Genomic DNA, 20,339 nt, shown 5'->3' on the forward strand with positions numbered 1-20,339 from the left:
GCCCCTGATGCTTGCAGGATCATTAGCCTTCAACAGGTGCAGATTGTTGCAGATGGCTCAAGAAGTTCTGAAGCTCTCGGCTCCTTCCCATGCCCTTGCGTAAAATGATTCCATAGGGCGGTAAACCTTCGATAACGTACCCGGTGAGGACAGTGATCAGCCCTGTACGGACGTGATCATTGATCACTGCTTCGCTTAACACCATGACCGCATCCGTCAATTGCACGAGCTGCAGCATCGCCCAAATGGATGAGCACTCGATCGTTTTGGAGGGAGGTAACAGATCCCTGTCCGCCCACCAGCGCTCCACGGCTTTTCGCCCTGGGCTCGCCGCTGGTTGAAGGAGCCACGTCCATTTTTGAATGATGTCCTCCATCTTCGCAGGGGCGTGCGTTGCCAGTGGGTGTCCACTTCGTACAGCCATGACCAGACGATCGTTACCGAGGGGTTCAAATTCAAATCTGGACCTATCGCCTGGGGTGCCTAGGCGTGCAATCGCCACATCCAGCCGCTCCTGCTCCAGCATCTCTATCAGCAAGTCGCTGGTGTCACTCATCATCCGGATTCCCAGATGAGGTGAGGCGCTTTTCATGGTCGCGATAGTCGATACCACCCGATCGAGTGCGCTACCCATGACGACACCTACGGCTAGATGGCCGTAGCCGCCCTCCGCTCTGGCCGTCAGGTCTTCTACGCAGCGATCAAGGCTATTGAGCGCTGAATGGGCGAATTTCAAGAGTTCTTCGCCCACCGGGGTGGGCACGACGCCTCGAGGTTGGCGTTCGAACAGTGCGCACCCAAAAGCATCTTCTACTTCCTGAAGCATCCGGGTAAGGGTGGGCTGGGACATGTTTAGTGTCTCGGCGGCCCGATGCAGATTCTGGCAGTTGCCCAGGGTCGCCAACATGAAAAGGTGTCGGTACTTTAACCGCTTGAAAAGGCTATAAGTTTTTGCGCTGGGGCTGGCAAGGGAAGGATTCATGGCATTTGGCTATTTTATTGTGTGATTCGGTTTCTGTATCAATAAAGCAAAAAACTCTATTAGTCAAACATCGCTGCGATCGCTACGTTGTAAGGTGTGTGCGGCAGTTTGGTCATGCCAAGGGCCGACTGCATTGATCACCGATGCACATTGCTGGATTGCTAATAACAACAAGGAAAAGCCACCTATGTCGCCACAGCATCGTTCCATCGAACAGCGTCTTGAGCAACTGGAAGATCGGGAGAAAATCAAAGAACTTAAATACCGATACGCCTTTCATTTAGATAATGGTTATGACCCTGATAGCATTGCCGCCTTGTTCTCCGAAGACGGGGAATGGATCATCAAAGGTGTGGGGGGTGATGTCCGCGGTCAAGGTGCAATCCGAGAACACTGTAAAAATTTGAGCAAAGGCATTTTGTGGAGCCAGCACGACATATTTGCGCCGCGTGTTGAAATCAGTGATCAAGGCGATCGTGCGGTTGCCCACTTCAATCTCGTCTGCTTGCTGACAATGCGCAGTGACGTTGCAGACGCCAAAGGCGAAGCATTTCTGCTCGCTGGAAACTACACCGACCATTTAGTGAAAGTAGATGGGGAGTGGTTGTTCCAATCCATGACCGGAACCATCGAGCAGTCATCCCCTTGGACAAAGGGCTGGGTTGAAGCCCCTTTCAAAAAAGAGTCTTGGTAAGACGAACCCTATTGTGGCATGCATTCGCAGAGGCAAAAAATGACGTTGTTGACTCCCTACGATCTATCGGGCACTCAATTAACCTCGCGCGTCGTAATGGCGCCAATGACCAGGTCGAGAGCCAAGGACACTGTGCCCAATGCCAGCACCGCGGCGTATTATCGCCAACGCGCCGGTGCAGGTTTGCTCATCACAGAAGGGGCGCAGATAACCCAGGAGGGTCAAGGCTATCTCTTCACGCCTGGCATTTTCTCTCCAGAACAGGTCGCTGGCTGGAGGCGAGTTACCGACCAGGTTCACGAAGCGGGCGGTAAGATTTTTATTCAGCTCTGGCACGTTGGTCGTATCTCTCATACGTCCTTGCAGCCCAATGGCAACGCTCCAGTTTCGTCAGTCGATACCTTGGCCGAAAACACTACGTGCTACGGCTATACCGCCGATGGTGAGCCAGGTCAGGTTCAGGTGACGCGCCCGCGGGCGTTGCCTGCCGCTGAGGTAGCCAGGGTGTCGCAAGACTTCGTCAAGGCAGCTGAAAATGCAATCCTTGCAGGGTTTGATGGTGTCGAGATTCACGGCGCCAACGGCTATATCTTTGAGCAATTCATCAATGGCGGATTGAATACGCGCACTGACGCGTACGGCGGCAGCATTGAGAACAGGCTGCGTTTCTTGTTGGAAACGGTAGATATGATTTCAGCAGCGATTGGCAGTCACCGAGTGGGTCTGCGGGTGGCGCCTTTCGGGCGTTTGTCAGCCATGCCAGCGTTTGCGGATGAGCGTGAAACGTGGCTGGCGGCGGCGGCAGCATTGAGTTCGCGAGACCTGGCTTATGTGCATTTGAGTGATCAGGATTCACTCTGCGGAAACCTCATGAACCGTGAGTTTGTTCGCGAGTTCCGGGAGGTCTACCGGGGCACATTGATGTTCGCGGGATCGCTGACACAAGAAACTGCCCAGGCCATGCTGGATGATGGGCTTGTCGACCTTGCTGCTTTCGGTCGCCCCTATATCTCCAACCCCGATCTGGTAGATCGATTCAAGCGCGGCTTGCCGCTCAGCCCGTTTGACCGTGCGACTTTCTATGGAGGAGGGGATGAAGGATACATTGACTATCCGCCCTATGGCGGCCATTCCTGACGTGTCCACCTAGGCCTGAATGTAGCCTTGATGAAGGGGCAGTGGGTATCCGTGCCCACTGCCTTTTCCTTTTTAAGGCCGGATTCAGCCGGGGCGCGGGCTATGCGCTTGGCGCGATACGGTTTCCGTATCTAAATTCGCATTTTTTCCATTGGTCATGCATCGCAGAATTGGTTAGGTTCGGTATCGGCAACCAAAATACAACATGAGGTTCGTTCGAACCCTCCAGAGCCGGAGCAAGATGCTATGCCTGCGCATGATGTGATCGATCTCTCTTACCCTGCCATCTCGAGTGAAGCAGCCAGCTTCCTCGGTAAATCTCACAAGCTGTTCATCGAGGGTCAGTGGCAAGACGCCCAGAGCGGGGCACGAAGAAAAGTATTCGACCCGGCTACGGGAAAAGTCATCGCTGAGGTTGCGGACGGTGATCAAGCCGACGTCGACAAAGCTGTCAGCGCTGCTCGTAAGTCATTCGACTCCGGTGCCTGGCGCAAACTTTCGGGCTCTGAAAAAAGCAAGGTGCTCTGGCGGATTGGCGACCTGATCGACAAATACTCGCAAGAGCTGGCAGAGCTTGAAGTTCTCGATGAGGGGTCGCCCTATGGCATTGTCAAAGACGCCTATGTGCGGAACTCAGCCGAGCATTTCCGCTACTATTCCGGGTGGTGCACCAAGCTTAACGGGCTGTCCGTGCCTGTAGGCTTGGCCGGCGAGTGGCATGCCTACACGACCCATGAGCCAGTCGGCGTTGTTGGGCAGATCATCCCTTGGAACGTCCCTCTGCTAATGGCTGCCTGGAAACTGGCTCCTGCGCTGGCTGCGGGTTGCTCCATTGTGCTCAAGCCAGCGGAGGACACGCCTCTCACCGCGTTGCGTCTGGCGGCCATTTGTGAGGAAGCAGGGCTTCCGCCTGGTACGCTGAACGTAGTGACGGGGGATGGCCGGTGCGGCGCCGCCTTGGTTAACAGTCCTTTCGTGGACAAGATCGCGTTCACTGGCAGTACCGCAACCGGCAAAGCAATCGCATCGGCAGCAGCCAAGACACTCAAGCGAGTAACCCTTGAGCTGGGTGGCAAGAGCCCTGTCATCGTCTTCCCGGATGCTGACCTGTCTACCGCCATTCCTGGTGTTGCTCAAGCCGTCATGCTGAACAGTGGTCAGGCCTGTACTGCAGGTTCCCGACTTTATATCCACGAAGATGTATACGACGATGTCATCAACGGTGTCGCTGAATTCATTTCCGAGATGAAGCTTGGGCATGGGCTGAATCGGGCAACGCAGATCGGCCCTTTGATCTCCCAGCGCCAGCTTGGTCGCGTCAGTGAACTCGTCCGCACCGGTGTCAGTGAAGGTGCGAAGGTGATCTGCGGTGCCAGTGAGATGGACGGGGAGGGGTTCTTCTACAAACCTACTCTGCTCGCCAACGTCGATCATCGAATGACGGTTTATCGAGAAGAGATCTTTGGCCCGGTGATCTCCGCGATGAAGATCTCCAACCAGAGCCTCGACGATCTGGCGCGTGAAGCCAACAACACGGAGTACGGACTGGCCGCCAGTATCTGGACACAGAATGTCACCCAAGCGCATGCGCTCGCCGCGCGCATCCGGGCAGGGATCATCTGGGTCAACAGTCACAACCAGATAGACCCCTCTCTGCCCTTTGGCGGTTTCAAGGAGTCTGGCATTGGTCGGGAAATGGGCCTTAGCGGACTTGAGCATTACACCGAGACCAAATCGGTCGCAGTGCTGCTGAAGAGCTAAACACTTGCCCGCCCAACGGGCCACACGAACCTCATTAAGACTGCGTCGCAATAGGCTCTCAGATCACCCGCGTATGGTGGTCTGAGCGCTGCTCTGTGTACGATCCCAAAGCGCGAAAAAAACAATAGGTGCGCACATGCAATTCCAAAAAGACGTCACCGATCAAGTGAGCACACTTGTTCTGTCTAAGCTACCTCTCTGGTTTGGCGGTTTACTCTTGGTGCTCGCCGCTCCGTTACTCGTAGGTGGGGTATACCTTGCCTGGCTTGGCGGATCCTTGTTCTATCTGCTCACCGGAGTATTGCTCGTTGTATCGGCCTACGGATTCTTTCAGCGTAAAAAGCTGGGTGTCTGGGTTTATCTGGGTCTCACTGCAACTGCCATCGCATGGTCGCTCTACGAAGTCGGGCTCCAGTTTTGGCCGATGGTGCCACGCCTGGCAGGGTTCCTGCTTCTTCTGATTCCTGTTCTGCTGCTGGCCTCGAAGGTGGGCTTCACGCAGCGTCGGAAAGTGTGGGTGGGAGCTGCCGGGGTCACGTCAGTGCTGCTGGTCGCCGGCTTCATCGCGATGTTCTTCCCACATGGCGTTATCCAGGGGCCGGCTCGTCCTGCGGTCGCTAGTGGCGCGGCCGATAAAGCTGTAAACGGCAACTGGCAACATTATGGACGTACGCCGACTGGAACCCGCTTCGCACCGCTTGAGCAGATCACCCCAGAGAACGTTTCCAACCTTGAAGTGGCGTGGACGTTCCGTACCGGAGAGATTGCTGATGCAGGTTCTGAAAACCAGAACACTCCGGTTCAGGTGGGCGATACGCTTTACATCTGCACCCCTTTGAACAAGGTCTTCGCGGTGGATGCGAACACCGGTAAGGAAATCTGGCGCTACGATGCCAAAGTGCAAAACCAAAAGGTCTGGAACCGTTGCCGCGGTGTCAGCTATTACGACGCCACTGAGGTCTCTGATGCTGTGCGCAGTGCCTCGACGGCGGTTCAGGATTGCCCGCAACGGGTCATTCTCTCCACGCTCGACTCGCGACTGATCGCTCTTGATGCCAAGACAGGACAAGAGTGCCAAAGCTTCGGTATGAATGGCCAGGTTAGCCTCAAGCAGGGCATGGGCGAGGTTAAACCCACCTACTACATGGGCACTTCTCCCGTCACTGTCGCTGGCAACCTCTTGATTGTCGGTGGCTGGGTCTACGACAACCTGGAAACCAAGGAACCGTCTGGCGTCATCCGCGCGTTCAACGCTGCCACGGGTGAGCTGGAGTGGGCATGGGATTTGGGCAATCCATCGATCACCAAGTATCCACCACCGGGTGAAACGTACACCCGCGGAACGCCCAACATGTGGTCGACTGCTGCCTACGATTCCAAACTGGGGCTTGTCTATGTCCCGTTAGGCAACTCTACCCCTGATTTCTGGGGCGGGCATCGCTCTGAGGCGGCCAATCGCTACGCGTCCTCAGTTGTCGCGCTGGACTACAAGACTGGGCGAGAGCGCTGGGCTTACCAGACTGTTCATCACGACATCTGGGACTATGACATTCCTTCGCAACCCGCTCTGTATGATGTCCCGGATGGCAATGGCGGTAACCAACCTGCGTTGATCCAAACGACCAAGACCGGCAACATTTTCATGCTCAATCGGGAGACGGGTAAACCAATCACTGAAGTGGTCGAGCGAAGCGTCCCGCAACAAGAACTGGCTGGCGACAAAACTGCGCCGACACAGCCCTTCTCGGTGGGCATGCCTTACATCGGCCAGGAAAAACTGACTGAGCAGGACATGTGGGGCGCCACAATCTACGATCAGTTGCTCTGCCGCATCCAGTTCAGATCGTTGCGATACGAGGGTGCCTTCACACCACCAGGCACCACTGCGAGCCTTCAGCACCCTGGTAATTTTGGCGGTATGAACTGGGGTAGTGTCTCTATCAACGAAGATACTGGCGTGATGGTCGTCAACGACATCCGGATACCGCTTCGCGTGCAGCTGATCCCGAGCGAACATCATGAGACCAATGGCAACGGTAAGCCCCACTCGGAGTTCGCTCCTATGCGTGGCACGCCATTTGTTGTGACCAACTCGTCCTTTGTCTCGCCGATAGACGTTCCCTGCCAAGCCCCTCCTTATGGGACTGTGACCGGTATTGATCTCAAGACGCGGGAGGTCATCTGGCAGCGTCCTGCAGGCACTGTCCAGGATACTGCGATCGCGGGTGTCAAAGTGCGGGCGCCGTTCCCGATTGGCATGCCAACCATCGGCGGTACCGTTTCGACGCGTTCAGGCCTGGTCTTCTTTGCAGGCACTCAGGACTATTTCCTGCGGGCGTACGATCAATCCACCGGCGAAGAGCTCTGGAAAGCTCGCATGCCAGTGGGTTCGCAAGCGACACCTATGACCTTTGTTTCACCGTCTAGCAATCGGCAATTCGTGGTTGTCAGTGCCGGCGGTGCACGTAGCTCAACGGATCGAAGCGATCTGTTGATCGCCTACGCGTTGCCTAAACAGCAGTAACAAGCCATCGAGGTCACCTCAACCCTGAGGTGGCCTCGGCGGACCCGACGCCGCTCCATCCCCGCCTTCACGAAGCGTTGACCCTGGATTGCATCGACATCGATCAGCGCCCCCCGCCGATGCCCACTCATTCTGTCCTGTCATTCCTGAATGTTTGGAATCGGAGCCCGATTATCTTTTCCTCGATCCCTTTTAGAGTAGAGCTCTGATGACTGGGCGCAGCAGCCGGCTGAAACTCACCGGCCTTCAGGCAGGTGGTCAGAAGGCCTTTGCCGTTTGCGCAAGCGCTTGCATAGCCCTGGTCTCCCACTCTCATTGGAGGGCATTTCGTGGAAAACGCTATTCAACAGCTTATCGATCGTGAAGCCATTCGCGATCTCAGAACGCTTTACGCCCATCACCTGGACGGTAACAACATCCAGGCCCTAAGCGAGGTCTTCGCGGCGGACGCTGTGGTTGAGGTGACTGTCGGAAAAATGGAGGGGATTGAGGCGATCAAATCCGGCTTGCAGGAGGCCTTTGCACTCTACGACCGGGATAACCGGCGGAGCTTCCCGTTCATGCACGCAATCACCAATCACTGGATCAAGTTGACCGGGCCTGATACTGCCGAGGGGCGCTGCTACCTCATCGACTTCGAGACTGCTTCAAAGCCTGATCCAAACCCGTTACTGCTGCTAGGGCTGTACGCCGATGAGTACAAGCGAATCAATGGCGAGTGGCGCATCACGCGTACTCGATTGGAGGTCGTCTGGCCTGATCGCAGCAACCCTGAGCAAGTATCCGGCCAAACGGAAGGAGCGTGAATATGCACGCGCCATTGAAGCTGAGCATTCTTGACTACTCTCCGGTGGATGAGGGACTGCTTCCTGTCGATGCGCTGGCGGCTAGCGTGCGCCTGGCTCAGCTTGCGGAGGAAAGCGGATTCCACAGGTTCTGGGTCTCGGAACACCATGGTGCTCCAGCGACTGCCAGCAATTCCCCTGAGATCCTCATGTCGCGTATCGCATCGGCAACCAAGACGATCAGGGTGGGCTCCGGTGGGGTGCTGCTACCTAACTACAGCAGTTTGAAGATTGCCGAGAATTACCAATTGCTTGAAGCGCTGTTCCCAGGGCGCATCGACCTTGGTTTCGGTAGAGCCCCTGGGGCTGACAGGCGCACGAGCATGGCGCTCAATGATGAAAAAGGCGAGTCGATCCCCTATGGTCGCAAAGTTGCCGACTTGCTCGGGTTCGTGACCGGGAACCATATGCCCAACTCGCGCTATGAGGGGATGCGCGCGCATCCAGAGACCCGCAACAAACCTCAGCCCTATGTTCTAGGTGCTTCGGGGGCGACGGCGGAAGTCGCCGCGCAGGCAGGCCTGGGGTTCACCTTTGCCCATTTCATCAATCCTCGTGGCGATGGGCCCCATGCAGCTAGCGCGTATCGCCAGGCTTTCAAACCGACTGATTTTTTACAATCACCTTCGGTGGTTGTAGCAGTATTTGTAGCAGTCGGAGATACGCCTGAAGAAGCCAAGGATTATGCGGCGGCCTTTCACCTCTGGCTTACCTACGCAGAGAGTGCAGGCCCGTTCAATCGGGTGCCATCAATCGAGAGTACATGTGCCCATGACTGGGCACCGGATGAGTTGGCGATTCGCGAGCGCAACAAAGGGCGGCTCATCTACGGGACAGCCGATCATGTCGTGGTCCAACTACGTGAGCTGGCAGATGCTTATGGTACCGATGAGGTCATGATCAACCTCATGATGCCAGGTGAGACCTCCCGGCTGAATGCATTGACCAGCATTGCCCATTGGCTGAGGAAAAGTGAGGTTTTGAGTAACTCGCTAGGTCAGGCAGAGCAATGCAAGGAGAGGGCGCATGACGCCTGATAGCCTTCCGATTGAAGCCCTCTCACCGTCAAATCACATAGCGCTGCATTTGGCCCATCGTTGGTTCGCCTTCCTGGAAGCACCTGGAGGTGACCTCAATGAACACTTGAAAATGTTCCATCCGAACATTCTTCTATCCGGTCACCGGATGCACCATGTGTTCGCCCAGGATCATCAGTCACTTGTGGCTTGGTTCGCATCGATACCGGATAAAATCAGCGCCCATCACATCATCCACTCAAATTACTCGACTGCAGAAAATGGAGATGGTCTGTTGAATATGGTTGTCGCTTACCAAGCGCCAGGGAAGGCGGGTATGCAAGGCTCGATCATCAGTTATGAAACGCGAATCGAGTTCTCGCCGGGGGCGCCGCGCTTTATCTCCCTCGACAAAACGCCGATCCTCTCGAACAAAAGGTCAAGCTATGAAACCTCATGGTCGACCAATCGTGTCCTCGCGCGCGTTCATGCAGAGCTGGGAGGACTAAATGGAGTGAGTGATTCAGTCCGGCGTGCCCTCGGAAATGAGGTGCGTCACCTTTCCGCCCAAGTCGTCGCCTCGGAAGGAAGCCCTGCATACGATGCGGTAGTGACCGCAGTTATGGGTGAGCCAGCTGGAGTGCGTGTGGTAAAGCTTCGTCTTACGGACGATGTCGCGCGCTCAATGCCGTCCATCGAGGACGCTCGGGTCATCGACTTTGGTGATACGCCTCTTTGAAAACAGTCCGGTTCGGGGGCGCAGCTACAGGCCAGCAGTGGTATGCGCCCCACTATGCTCTAAGGTGAACAGCAGCCACATTCCAATTTTTACAGCTCATCGATTGTGGTCTTCACAAGGCTGTCCTGCGCTTCAAGCTGATCCTTCCTTCACCGCCTTGCCAAACATCCGGACTCCTTCAAAGGATTCGGAACATGCCAAGCGCCCGTAGTCTCCGTTTCTTTGCAACCTGCCTCTCAACAGCTACAGCGCTATGCGCAGGCGTATTCACGCGCACGGAGTCTTGTCTGATTTTTATATTGGAATACAGGGATGAAATGACTGGAATTCCAGCTGATTAATCAAAATCAGGACGAGCATTAGAATTCCCTCCAAGCGATGGCGCCCGGGCTCTGTTCCGGTCGACATCATCATTCGCGCCAAATTTCTACATAACCGTCCAGGCGAGCTTGGGCCTTCAGGCTCTTGCTTGCACGCGTGTGCGCAAGCGGTTACGTACCGGAGTTTCTATGAACAAATCGTTTTCTCGGGCCGCGTTAGGGGTCTTGCCCCTTTCTGCTGCATTACTGCTGACGGGCTGTGATTCTGCGCAGGATCAAGCGGCGAGTCCTGCAGCGCTTAAAGTGGGGTACTACGCAGTCCGGGAAGCTCCGCTGACTTTGAGTACCGACCTCCCTGGGCGAACCTCCGCATTTCGCGTCGCTGAAGTTCGTCCGCAAGTTGCGGGCATTCTGGAGCGCCGATTGTTCACGGAAGGCACTGAGGTCAAACAAGGCCAGCAGCTGTATCAAATCGACCCGCGCACGTACGTGGCTCAGCAAGCCAGGGCTGAGGCCAATCTGCGCAGCGCGCGCAATCTGGCCGAGCGTTATGAGCGTTTGCTGAAAGCGCGCGCGGTGAGTCAGCAGCAACATGATGATGCCGTGGCTGCGTGGAAGCAGGCTGAAGCCGACAAGCGTGTGGCCGACATCAATGTCCAATACACCAAAGTGCTTGCACCTATCACGGGTCGCATTGGCAGATCCGCTGTTACTGAAGGTGCGCTTGTGACTGACGGTCAGGCCGCCGCTATGGCAACGGTGAATCAGCTCGATCCGATTTATGTCGATGTCACTCAACCCATCACCCGTATCCTTGCCCTCAAGCGCGCACTGAAGTCGGGTGATTTGAAAACCTCGGGCACTGACCAGGCTGAGGTCAGTCTGACCTTGGATGACGGCAGTGCCTACCCGCTTGCCGGTACTTTGAAATTCTCCGAGGTGAGCGTTGACCAAGGCACCGGCTCGGTGACTTTGCGCGCTGTTTTTCCCAATCCTGAACGTGCTCTGCTGCCTGGGATGTTTGTGCATGCCCAAGTGAAAGAGGGGGTCCGCGAAAACGCCATTCTGGTGCCTCAGCAGGCCATCGTCAGGGACAGTCGGGGTGTTGCGACTGTATGGGTGATCACTGCTGACAATCATGTAGAGCAGCGCGATCTCGAGACTGTGCGCACGGTAGGGAACGCCTGGCTGGTAGACAGTGGTGTAAGGCCAGGTGAGCGGGTTATCACCGAGGGGCTGCAGTTCGTCCAAGCGGACTCGGTCGTCGAAGGGCAGCCTGCATCGAACGTCCACGTGAACACCGCTTTGACGGCAAACTGAGAGGTCGACAATGTCTCGTTTCTTCATTGATCGGCCAATTTTTGCTTGGGTGATCGCGCTCGCGATCATGCTCGGTGGAGCCCTGGCGATCCACAGCCTTCCTGTCAATCAATATCCCAATATCGCGGCGCCGGCCGTGCAGATAACCGTCACCTACCCAGGTGCCTCTGCGCAGACCGTTCAAGATACGGTGGTGCAAGTCATCGAGCAGCAGCTGAACGGCCTGGATGGCCTGCGTTACATCAGTTCGGCAGCAAACAGTGACGGTAGCGTTGAAATCACCGTGACTTTCGACCAGGGCGTCAATCCTGATATCGCGCAGGTTCAAGTTCAGAACAAGCTTCAGCTTGCGACGCCTAACCTGCCAGCGGAAGTGCAGCGGCAAGGGATCCGTGTGGTGAAGTTCCAGGTGAACTTCATGCTGCTGGTCAGCATTTATTCGAAGGATGGAAAGCTGAGCTACGGTGACCTGGGCAACATCATCGTGTCGAGCTTCCAGGATCCGCTGTCCCGTACCCAAGGGGTGGGCGACTTCTTCGTGTTTGGCTTCCAGAATGCGATGCGGATCTGGCTTGATCCCGCCAAGCTCAATAGCTACCAGTTGATGCCCAGCGATGTCACCGCCGCTATCTCGGCGCAGAACGTCCAAGTCTCGTCCGGGGCTATTGGCGGACTGCCGACGCGTAAAGGTGTTGAGCTGAGCGCGACGGTGATCGGTAAAACCCGGTTGAAAACCGCTGATGAGTTCAAGGAAATTTTGGTCAAGGTGCAGCCGGACGGTGCTCAGATTCGCTTGAAGGATCTGGGAGAAGTGGTGCTGGGCAATGAAACCTACTCCTACGACGTCAACTACAACGGTAAACCTGCAGCCGGTATTGCGTTGCGCTTGGCCACCGGCGCGAACATGCTGGAGACCGTCGAACGCGTAAAAAATACTGTCGACCAGCTTAAACCTTACCTGCCGCCCGGCGTAGAAGTCGTTTACCCCTACGACACCAGCCCTTCGGTGAAAGCCTCGATCGACTCGGTGGTGCATACCCTGTTCGAGGCAGTCGTCCTGGTGTTTCTGGTCATGCTGCTGTTCTTGCAGAACATTCGTGCGACCTTGATTCCAACCCTGGCGGTGCCGGTGGTGCTGCTCGGTACCTTTGGCGTGCTGTACGCCTGTGGGTTCACTATCAACGTGATGACGATGTTCGCCATGGTGCTGGCGATCGGGCTGCTTGTGGACGATGCCATCGTGGTCGTGGAAAACGTCGAGCGACTGATGGAAGAAGAGCATCTGTCGCCACGTGACGCCACCTACAAATCGATGCAGCAAATCTCCGGAGCGCTAGTAGGCATCGGCTTGGTGATTAGTGCCGTGTTCATGCCGATGGCTTTCTTTGGCGGCTCCGCAGGGATCATCTACCGGCAGTTCTCCATCACGATCATCACCGCGATGGGGCTCTCTGTACTGGTCGCGTTGGTTTTCACCCCGGCGCTCTGCGCAACCATGCTCAAGGCGCATGCCGGTGGTCAGAAGAAGCAAACCGGTTTCTTCGCGTGGTTCAACCGCGTCTTCGAACGAAACACTGATCGCTATGCGTCCTCGATTTCCAAGATATTGCGCAACCCCAAACGAACCTTTGTGATTTATGCATTGCTGCTGCTTGGCGTCGTCGCCATGTTCAGAAATCTGCCGTCTGCATTCCTGCCGGATGAAGACCAAGGATTGTTGATTGTGCAGATTCAGACACCGCCCAACAGCAGTGCTGAACGCACCCAGACGGTCATTGATAGCGTTCGAACGTATCTGTTGGAAGAGGAGAAAGACGGTGTTGTCTCCGCGTTCAATATCAGTGGTTTCAACTTCGCGGGTCGCGGGCAGAACTCTGCCGTGATCTGGGTACGACTCAAGCCGTTCGAGGCGCGTACTGACAGTGAAAACTCAGCCTTTGCCATTGCTCAGCGGATAACGCGCTTTGCCAGCACTGTCCGAGATGCGAATGTCGTATCAATCGTCCCCCCTGCCATCATGGAAATGGGTAACGCGACGGGCTTTGACCTTTTCCTCCAGGACAACGGTGCTCGAGGCCATGCTGCGCTGATGGAGGCGCGTGATCAGTTGCTCAAGCGGGTGGCCAAAGAGCCTGCGCTGGCCATCGTCAGGCCTAACGGGCTCGCTGATGAGGCTCAGTACCAGGTGACCATTGATGATGAGAAGGCGCGGGCGCTGCAGGTTTCGATCGAGTCGATCGATGACACCATGTCTGTTGCTTGGGGTTCCACCTACGTCAACGACTTCGTCGACAAGGGGCGTGTGAAAAAGGTGTATGTCCAAGGTGAAATGGACGCTCGGATTTCGCCGGAAGACTTTGACAAATGGTACGTGCGAAATGCGGCTGGGCAGATGGTGCCATTCTCCTCGTTCGCCAGTGGTCAGTGGGTCTATGGCTCGCCCAAGCTGGAGCGCTATAACGGCATTCCTTCCGTTGAGTTGCTGGGACAGCCAGCACCGGGCTACAGCACAGGGGATGCCATGGCAGCGATTGAACGGGTCGCTTCGCAGCTGCCAAATGGCTTTGGAGTGTCCTGGACTGGGCTTTCCTATGAAGAACGAGCGGCAGGTTCTCAAGCGATCACACTGTATGTGCTTTCACTGATGATCGTGTTCCTCTGCCTTGCAGCTCTTTATGAAAGCTGGTCGGTGCCGGTGTCGATCATGCTCGTCGTGCCGCTTGGTGTGCTGGGTGCGGTCGCCGCAACCCTCGGGCGAGGTCTTTCCAATGATGTGTTCTTCCAGGTCGGCATGTTGACGACCATGGGGCTTGCAGCGAAAAACGCCATCCTGATCGTCGAGTTCGCAAAAGACCTCTACGAAAACCAGGGCCGCACTCTGGTGCAGGCTGCAACTGAGGCAGCGCGTCTGCGGCTGCGTCCAATCATCATGACTTCCATCGCGTTCGTGATGGGTACGTTGCCTCTTGCACGCGCTTACGGGCCGGGCAGTGGCAGCCAGCATTCGATTGGTACAGCGGTGGTCGGAGGTACGCTCGCAGCAACATTCTTGGCCATTTTCTTTGTGCCGTTGTTCTACGTGGCTGTGACGAAAGTGTTCAAGTCAAGGCAACGTGGGGCTGTGCGCGTAGCTATCCACGAGGGCGCTCATCATGACGCATAAACCCCTGCTGTTGGTGTTGGCGATGACATTGGGTGGCTGCAGCCTGATCCCCGATTATCAACGGCCCGAGGCCCCGGTTCCCAGCACCTTTCCTGAGGGCGCCGCTTATGCGGCCCCATCTTCAGGAGGCGTAGCGAGGATCGATTGGAAAACCTTCTTCAAAGACCCCGCCTTGCATGAGCTGGTGGATTTGGCTCTGTCCAACAACCGCGACCTGCGCAAAGCGGCACTGAATGTGGACGCATACCGCGCGCAGTACCGCATCCAAGGGGCGGCGCTGCTGCCTGAGATTGGCGTTGACGGGCGCACTGGGCGCTCCCGAACCCCGGGCGACCTCTCAACAACGGATCAACACATCACCTCGGGAGATAACAGTCTTCAGGTAGGGCTGACGAGCTACGAGCTGGACGTTTGGGGCCGAGTACGTAGCCTTGATCAGAGTGCGCTGGAAACGTATCTCGCGAGCGAAGAAACGCAACGGAGCGTGCAGTTGGGCTTGGTCGCCAACGTTGCGATCGCTTATTTCACATGGTGCACGGATCAGCAGCTTCTGGAGGTTACCCAGTCGACACTGCAAAACTACAGGCACAACCTGGATCTGGTACAAGCCAGCAGCGAGGCAGGTACTGCGTCGGATCTCGATGTGCGTCAGGCAAGGACGCTCGTAGACAGCGCACGCGGGCAGGTTCAAGCATTCACCCGTCAGGTTGCCCTGGACGCGAATGCTTTGCGGCTGTTGCTAGGGACGGATATGCCGGCAAACCTGAGCGGCCTAGATCTGGACAAACCCTTGCTCGCAGACATACCAGCAGGTCTACCCGCGGAGCTGATACAGCAGCGCCCGGACATCCGTGCTGCCGAGCATCAGCTGCTTGCGGCCAATGCAAATATTGGCGCTGCTCGTGCGGCGTTTTTCCCGAGCATCACGTTGACCGGGGGCGCAGGGACCGCCAGCAGCCGACTGAGCGGGCTGTTTGATGCAGGTTCGGAAAGCTGGAGCTTTGCCCCTCAAATCAATCTGCCCATTTTCAATGGCGGGCGACTCAAGGCGAGTCTGGACTACGCGAAAATCCAGAAGGATATTGGCATTGCAAACTATGAGTCGGTAATCCAGACCGCCTTCCGCGAAGTGGCGGATGGCCTGGCTGCGTTGGGAACCTGGGGGGAGCAGATAGAGAGCCAGCGTGACCTGGTGCGCACCTTCGAGGCATACAACCAGATGGCGCAGCAGCGCTATGACGAGGGGGTGGATAGCTACCTGGCTCTGCTTGATGCCCAACGTCAACTCTTGTCTGCACGGCAACAGCTGTTGACCGACCACCTTGCTCAACTTACGTCCCAAGTCCAGCTGTACAAAGCGCTGGGGGGAGGGTGGTCTGATGTCTCCCAGAAACCACCTGTAGCACAGCAGTAACACTCCCGATCTCCTTTGGTGGGAGTCTCTTTAAGGCGCCTAAGGGGCGCCTTCTTTTTTGCGCGCTTTCGCTAGGGTAATCCGTCCATACAACGCCCACGCCCGGGAAGGGTTCAGTGCGATTCGAGCGAGCAGAATTAACCTTCAGGCTAATGCTTAGCAGGCTAAGCATCGGTATAGTCAGCGCATCCCCGATTAGCGAAGTGGTTAACTCGTGTCTGCACATCACTCTTTGGCTAAAGCTCGCTTGCTTGTTTCCCTGGCCATTTTGAGCGCGCTCGTAGGCAGTACAGCCCCATCCCCCTTGTACGGTCTTTATCAAGCGAACCTGCATTTTTCGTCGACAACCCTGACCTCGCTTTTTGCCGTTTACGCCATCGGCGTCTTGCTGGCATTGGCAGTCCTGGGAAGGCTTTCCGACCGCTTGGAGGATCGCCGCTATGTCTTGGTACCGGCACTGTTTGCCGTGGCGGCTGGGTCATTGGTATTCGCATTTTCGACGGAGCTTGATGGGCTCTTCCTGGGACGCTTTTTGGCCGGCGTAGGTACGGGGGCACTTACCGGCAGCGCCAATGCGGCGCTGGTTGGTTTTGATGCTCAAGACCGCAAGCGGCATGCAGCGGTATTGGCCACCGTTTCCTTCACGTCCGGCGCAGCCTTGGGGCCGGTTCTGAGCTCAGCTGCCATCGCCGTTGATTTTTACCCTACGCTCAGTCCCTTTGTACTTAACGCTTGCCTGGCCATATTGACTGCAATTGGATTATGTCGCGTGCAGTGGAGCGGGGAGGTTGTGCATCACATTCCCAAAGCAAGCGACGGCAGTGTGCGCTTGACCCTTGACGAACAAATGCGAGGTAGCTGGCGGGCGTTCACTCGGATTTCATTGATCCTGGTGGTCGCGTGGTCAGTCGGATCGGTTTTCGTCGCATTAGGGCCTTCGATGATCATCAGCACGCTGACGGAGGTCTCAGCGCACAGTCATGCCTCGGCGGGTTTACTTGTTACCGCGTTCCAGGCGACAGCGGGGATAACGCAATTCTTCTGCCGACGCGTCAGGCCTGAACTCGCCATGGGCAGTGGTGGGGCGTTGATATGCGCGGCCTGGGTGGGGTGCCTGGTCGCCTTGTACGTACATCAGCCATCAATCTTCGTACTCTTTACTGTCCTCGCAGGGGTGGGATATGGCGCGACGTTCGTGGGCGCAATGGGTGTTTTCACATCGCTTGCTCCTGGTACTCACAGAGCTGCTTTGGGATCGCTTTTCTATCTCGCAGGATATTTGGGGAGTGCGATCGGCATCATCGGTATGGGCGCGTTGGTGGATGCCTTAGGTATGGAGAACGCCTCAGCGGTAATGCTGGGGGTAGTCGCCATGTCGCTGGGGTATCTGTTATTGGGCAAGGACAGGGTGGGTGTGCCTAAGAAGTAGCGCGCTGCGGCCCGCCAAGGCAATGCCGCTGAGGCAGGTAAACCTCACATCGAAAATTCGGTGTCCGGGCGCTTGCAAGGCAGCAGCAGGGGCTGTGTATTTCTGTACAATTTCACCATTAGGGTGCGTAAATTCCACCCCTTTCAGCTCAGGGCTCCATAATGGCGGTTAACACGTTTGACGGAATCAGGGAGTTTGTCACCTCAGCTCAAACGCTCAGTTTTACTGCGGCAGCGCTGGAGCTTGGAGTGACCAGCTCTGCAGTAGGTAAAAGTGTTACTCGCCTTGAGGCCCGACTCGGTGTGAAGCTTCTGCATCGCACGACTCGGCGTCTTATATTGACGAGTGAAGGAGAGGCATTTCTCGCCAGTTGCCTTCGGGCCATTGACGAGCTGGCAGAATCGGAAAGTTTTCTTACCACCGGCCAGCAGGAGCCCGTTGGTCGGCTGCGTGTCGATCTACCCGCTGCGTTTGGCCGCCGTCACATTTTGCCGACACTGATTGATCTTTCGGTTCGATACCACAAGCTTGATCTGTCAGTGAGCTTTAGTGAGCGGCTTGTCGATATCATCAATGAGGGGGTCGACCTGGTGGTAAGAATTGGAACGCTCAAGGATGACGGAGAGATTGTCGCGCGAAAGCTCGGTAGCCAGAGCTTGCTGATTTGCGCCACACCCAGTTACCTTGAGCGGCGCGGTGTCCCGCAGACCCGAGAAGATTTACTGTCTCACGATTGTATAGTCGGTTGGCGAAACGGCACTCGAAAAACCTGGATGCTGCTGGATGATAAAGGGCATGTCAGCGAGCAAGAGGTATGCGTGAAGCACGAGATGGGTGATGGAGAGATGTTGTTGGAGATGACACTTGCGGGGGGAGGGCTGGCGCAACTTCCAACCTGGCTCGTTCACGATCAGATCGAGCAAGGCCTCTTGATTCCTGTCCTTCAGCAGTATGAGGGGGCTGAAATGCCAATCCATGTCATCTGGCCGCGTACACGCTACATTCAGCCCAAAGTACGGATGATCGTCGATGCGCTCCTCGAGCTCGCTCAACGGGACTCGAAAATTTTCCGTCCTGACAGATGAAGCGTGACTTTCTATATGAAAAAGGCGACCCACGTTGAGGTCGCCTTTTTGTTCGCAGCGTGCTTGTTGGCCGACGCATGCCACCACCGCCAGGGACTGGGCTCAGGCAGGTTCAGCGCGCAGATGCTCTTCAGGCTGGGTTGTAGAATGGATAATCGACATATCCTTTTTCGCCACTGTTGCCGTAGAACGTCTCACGGTCAGGGGTGGCAAGGGGCCAGCTATTCTTCATGCGCTCAACTAGATCAGGGTTGGCGATGAAGGGGCGGCCAAAGGCGATTAAGTCGAGCTCGCCCGCCTCCAGAGCGGCTTCAGCGGATTCGCGATCAAACCCTCCCGCCGCAATGAGCGTGCCTCGGTACGATGCTCTGAATTGCTTGGCGAATCCTTGAGGCATCCGTTCCGCACCGATGGTCAGTTGGTCGCTCAAATGCACATACGCGATGTTTCGCTTTTGCAGTTCGGCCGCAACCGTTACCCATGTCTCGGCTTCATCTTCAAATGGCGCCATGTCGAAAAGCCGTCCGAATGGGGAGATACGTACGCCCACTTTCTCTCGGCCAATTGCTGCCGCGACTGCATCGATGGTTTCGAGGAGAAGCCTGATTCGATTTTGGATCGAGCCTCCATACTCATCAGTACGGTCGTTCACAGTTGGATTGATGAACTGCTCGAATAAGTATCCATTGGCGCCATGGATTTCAATACCGTCGAATCCTGCTTCCATCGCCCTGCATGCAGCACGGACGAAATCGCCTTTGATGTCAGCAATTTCAGGGACGGTCAGGGCGCGCGGCTTACTGGCCTGGATCGGGCCGGGCTGATGGTTTTCATCGTAGGCGTACGCGTTGGAGTTAGCTGCCAGCTTGGTGCTCGAAGAGACAGGCGCTTCACCGTTGGGTTGCAAGCTGGTGTGTGATACACGGCCCACATGCCACAACTGGGCGAAAATGCAGCCCTGCTTCTGGTGAACGGCTGCGTTGACCCTTTTCCATCCTTCGACTTGTTCTTGCGTATACAACCCGGGGTTGAACAGGTATCCCCGCCCTTGCACCGAAACGGGTACACCTTCGGTGATGATCAGTCCGGCACCAGCGCGTTGCTGGTAGTACAGCACAGTCAGGTCATCGGGAACTGTCGTTTCAGCGCGTGCGCGCGTCATGGGGGCCATGACCACGCGATTCTTCAACGTGAGGCCTGACAAGAAGTAGGGCGTAAAAAGTATGCTCATTAGGATCTCTCTAGGGCGCGCTGTGATGGGCTGATCATGGAAATATACGCGTATTGCCTCTGCTGATAACCGTTGATTGATTCCAGGCATTGCGGAACTCGGTTCCATAATAATGCGTTGTGCCGAGCGTTAGTCAGCGGTACTCTCAGGTACATGTCCCTAGCGCACCATCGCGTAGTGCCGATATTTTAAAGCTTTCATGCCGCCGCATGAGGGAGATTTGATTGTCTACTGAGAATTATGATTTTGACCCAGCGCGCCTGCGGTGCCTTGATCTCAATAAGTTAGTCGTCTTTGTTGCCGTTCACCGGGCGAGGAGTGCAAGTGCTGCAGCAAGGATGCTTGGTGTCACTCAGCCCGCCATCAGTAACACGCTTAGTGACTTGAGATTGTTTTTTGGTGATGAACTGTTTGTCAGGCGGGGAAATAGACTTCATGCTACGACACAGGCAAACGCCATCGCTGCAATTTTAGAACGCTCGCTGCATTTGCTTGAGGAAACCTTTAACAGGTTTGCGCTGTAGTTTTTTAGTTGCAGGCTCCCATAGTGGGTTTCGATTATGAGTGAGCCGCTGTAATGCGCTGTGTGAGTTGGTGCTTACTTTGTGAATGTGGAGAGAAACCAATTCAGAAAGTGAATCGCTAAGCTAGATTTTTGCAATGGTTGCGCGTGGCTGAT

At 56.0% G+C, this 20,339-nt stretch carries 15 protein-coding genes; 13 read left to right on the forward strand and 2 right to left on the reverse strand.

Features of this window, described 5'->3' with window-relative positions; all coding sequences use genetic code 11:
- Window positions 1–22: 22 nt before the first annotated feature.
- Window positions 23–982 (reverse strand): LysR family transcriptional regulator, encoded by a 960-nt coding sequence (locus tag ACZ889_RS17075; protein WP_047602708.1) that lies wholly within the window; start codon window positions 980–982, stop codon window positions 23–25.
- Window positions 983–1,115: 133 nt separating this feature from the next.
- Between ACZ889_RS17075 and ACZ889_RS17080 the strand changes: the two genes are divergently transcribed.
- The 12 genes from ACZ889_RS17080 (at window position 1,116) to ACZ889_RS17135 (ending at window position 18,429) form a co-directional block, all read left to right on the forward strand.
- Window positions 1,116–1,676: a nuclear transport factor 2 family protein gene (locus tag ACZ889_RS17080; protein WP_219341971.1), complete on the forward strand. Its 561-nt coding sequence runs from the start codon at window positions 1,116–1,118 to the stop codon at window positions 1,674–1,676.
- A 39-nt stretch (window positions 1,677–1,715) separates the two neighbouring features.
- Window positions 1,716–2,813 (forward strand): alkene reductase, encoded by a 1,098-nt coding sequence (locus ACZ889_RS17085; RefSeq protein ID WP_180688106.1) that lies wholly within the window; start codon window positions 1,716–1,718, stop codon window positions 2,811–2,813.
- Window positions 2,814–3,059: 246 nt separating this feature from the next.
- Entirely contained in the window at window positions 3,060–4,574 is a 1,515-nt protein-coding gene (locus ACZ889_RS17090; RefSeq protein ID WP_476257599.1) for an aldehyde dehydrogenase family protein, read from the forward strand.
- Window positions 4,575–4,710: 136 nt separating this feature from the next.
- Window positions 4,711–7,098 (forward strand): membrane-bound PQQ-dependent dehydrogenase, glucose/quinate/shikimate family, encoded by a 2,388-nt coding sequence (locus ACZ889_RS17095; protein ID WP_180688104.1) that lies wholly within the window; start codon window positions 4,711–4,713, stop codon window positions 7,096–7,098.
- A 329-nt stretch (window positions 7,099–7,427) separates the two neighbouring features.
- Window positions 7,428–7,904: a nuclear transport factor 2 family protein gene (locus ACZ889_RS17100; protein WP_110743184.1), complete on the forward strand. Its 477-nt coding sequence runs from the start codon at window positions 7,428–7,430 to the stop codon at window positions 7,902–7,904.
- Window positions 7,905–7,906: 2 nt separating this feature from the next.
- Window positions 7,907–8,980 carry an LLM class flavin-dependent oxidoreductase gene (locus ACZ889_RS17105; RefSeq protein WP_476257600.1) on the forward strand — a complete coding sequence of 358 codons (1,074 nt, stop codon included), beginning with the start codon at window positions 7,907–7,909 and terminating at the stop codon, window positions 8,978–8,980.
- On the forward strand, window positions 8,970–9,698 hold the full coding sequence (locus ACZ889_RS17110) for a hypothetical protein (protein ID WP_476257601.1): 729 nt from the start codon (window positions 8,970–8,972) through the stop codon (window positions 9,696–9,698). Before ACZ889_RS17105 ends, ACZ889_RS17110 begins: the two co-directional genes overlap by 11 nt.
- 509 nt (window positions 9,699–10,207) lie before the next feature.
- Complete coding sequence (locus ACZ889_RS17115; protein WP_110743182.1) at window positions 10,208–11,338, forward strand: efflux RND transporter periplasmic adaptor subunit; 1,131 nt, start codon at window positions 10,208–10,210, stop codon at window positions 11,336–11,338.
- Window positions 11,339–11,348: 10 nt separating this feature from the next.
- Window positions 11,349–14,501 (forward strand): efflux RND transporter permease subunit, encoded by a 3,153-nt coding sequence (locus ACZ889_RS17120; RefSeq protein ID WP_476257602.1) that lies wholly within the window; start codon window positions 11,349–11,351, stop codon window positions 14,499–14,501.
- Complete coding sequence (locus ACZ889_RS17125) at window positions 14,491–15,915, forward strand: efflux transporter outer membrane subunit (RefSeq protein WP_476257603.1); 1,425 nt, start codon at window positions 14,491–14,493, stop codon at window positions 15,913–15,915. The genes ACZ889_RS17120 and ACZ889_RS17125 overlap by 11 nt, the downstream gene beginning before the upstream one ends.
- Before the next feature lie 214 nt (window positions 15,916–16,129).
- Entirely contained in the window at window positions 16,130–17,344 is a 1,215-nt protein-coding gene (locus ACZ889_RS17130) for an MFS transporter (RefSeq protein WP_476257604.1), read from the forward strand.
- Between the two features lie 161 nt (window positions 17,345–17,505).
- Window positions 17,506–18,429 (forward strand): LysR family transcriptional regulator, encoded by a 924-nt coding sequence (locus tag ACZ889_RS17135; RefSeq protein ID WP_108078684.1) that lies wholly within the window; start codon window positions 17,506–17,508, stop codon window positions 18,427–18,429.
- Between the two features lie 130 nt (window positions 18,430–18,559).
- On the opposite strand, the gene ACZ889_RS17140 is transcribed toward ACZ889_RS17135, so the two are convergent.
- Window positions 18,560–19,660 carry an alkene reductase gene (locus ACZ889_RS17140; protein ID WP_476257605.1) on the reverse strand — a complete coding sequence of 367 codons (1,101 nt, stop codon included), beginning with the start codon at window positions 19,658–19,660 and terminating at the stop codon, window positions 18,560–18,562.
- A gap of 224 nt (window positions 19,661–19,884) precedes the next feature.
- On the opposite strand from ACZ889_RS17140, the gene ACZ889_RS17145 reads away from it, so the two are divergent.
- Window positions 19,885–20,184, forward strand: coding sequence for a LysR family transcriptional regulator (locus ACZ889_RS17145; protein WP_080756684.1), 300 nt, complete (start codon window positions 19,885–19,887; stop codon window positions 20,182–20,184).
- Window positions 20,185–20,339 lie beyond the last annotated feature (155 nt).

The organism is Pseudomonas sp. TE3895, assembly GCF_056278855.1.

Excerpts from the sequence above, each read along its gene's own strand:
- ACZ889_RS17075 (WP_047602708.1), bottom strand. The coding sequence starts at position 982 with ATGAATCCTTCCCTTGCCAGCCCCAGCGCAAAAACTTATAGCCTTTTC.
- ACZ889_RS17085 (WP_180688106.1), top strand. The coding sequence starts at position 1,716 with ATGACGTTGTTGACTCCCTACGATCTATCGGGCACTCAATTAACCTCG.
- ACZ889_RS17090 (WP_476257599.1), top strand. The coding sequence starts at position 3,060 with ATGCCTGCGCATGATGTGATCGATCTCTCTTACCCTGCCATCTCGAGT.
- ACZ889_RS17095 (WP_180688104.1), top strand. The coding sequence starts at position 4,711 with ATGCAATTCCAAAAAGACGTCACCGATCAAGTGAGCACACTTGTTCTG.
- ACZ889_RS17105 (WP_476257600.1), top strand. The coding sequence starts at position 7,907 with ATGCACGCGCCATTGAAGCTGAGCATTCTTGACTACTCTCCGGTGGAT.
- ACZ889_RS17110 (WP_476257601.1), top strand. The coding sequence starts at position 8,970 with ATGACGCCTGATAGCCTTCCGATTGAAGCCCTCTCACCGTCAAATCAC.
- ACZ889_RS17115 (WP_110743182.1), top strand. The coding sequence starts at position 10,208 with ATGAACAAATCGTTTTCTCGGGCCGCGTTAGGGGTCTTGCCCCTTTCT.
- ACZ889_RS17120 (WP_476257602.1), top strand. The coding sequence starts at position 11,349 with ATGTCTCGTTTCTTCATTGATCGGCCAATTTTTGCTTGGGTGATCGCG.
- ACZ889_RS17125 (WP_476257603.1), top strand. The coding sequence starts at position 14,491 with ATGACGCATAAACCCCTGCTGTTGGTGTTGGCGATGACATTGGGTGGC.
- ACZ889_RS17135 (WP_108078684.1), top strand. The coding sequence starts at position 17,506 with ATGGCGGTTAACACGTTTGACGGAATCAGGGAGTTTGTCACCTCAGCT.
- ACZ889_RS17140 (WP_476257605.1), bottom strand. The coding sequence starts at position 19,660 with ATGAGCATACTTTTTACGCCCTACTTCTTGTCAGGCCTCACGTTGAAG.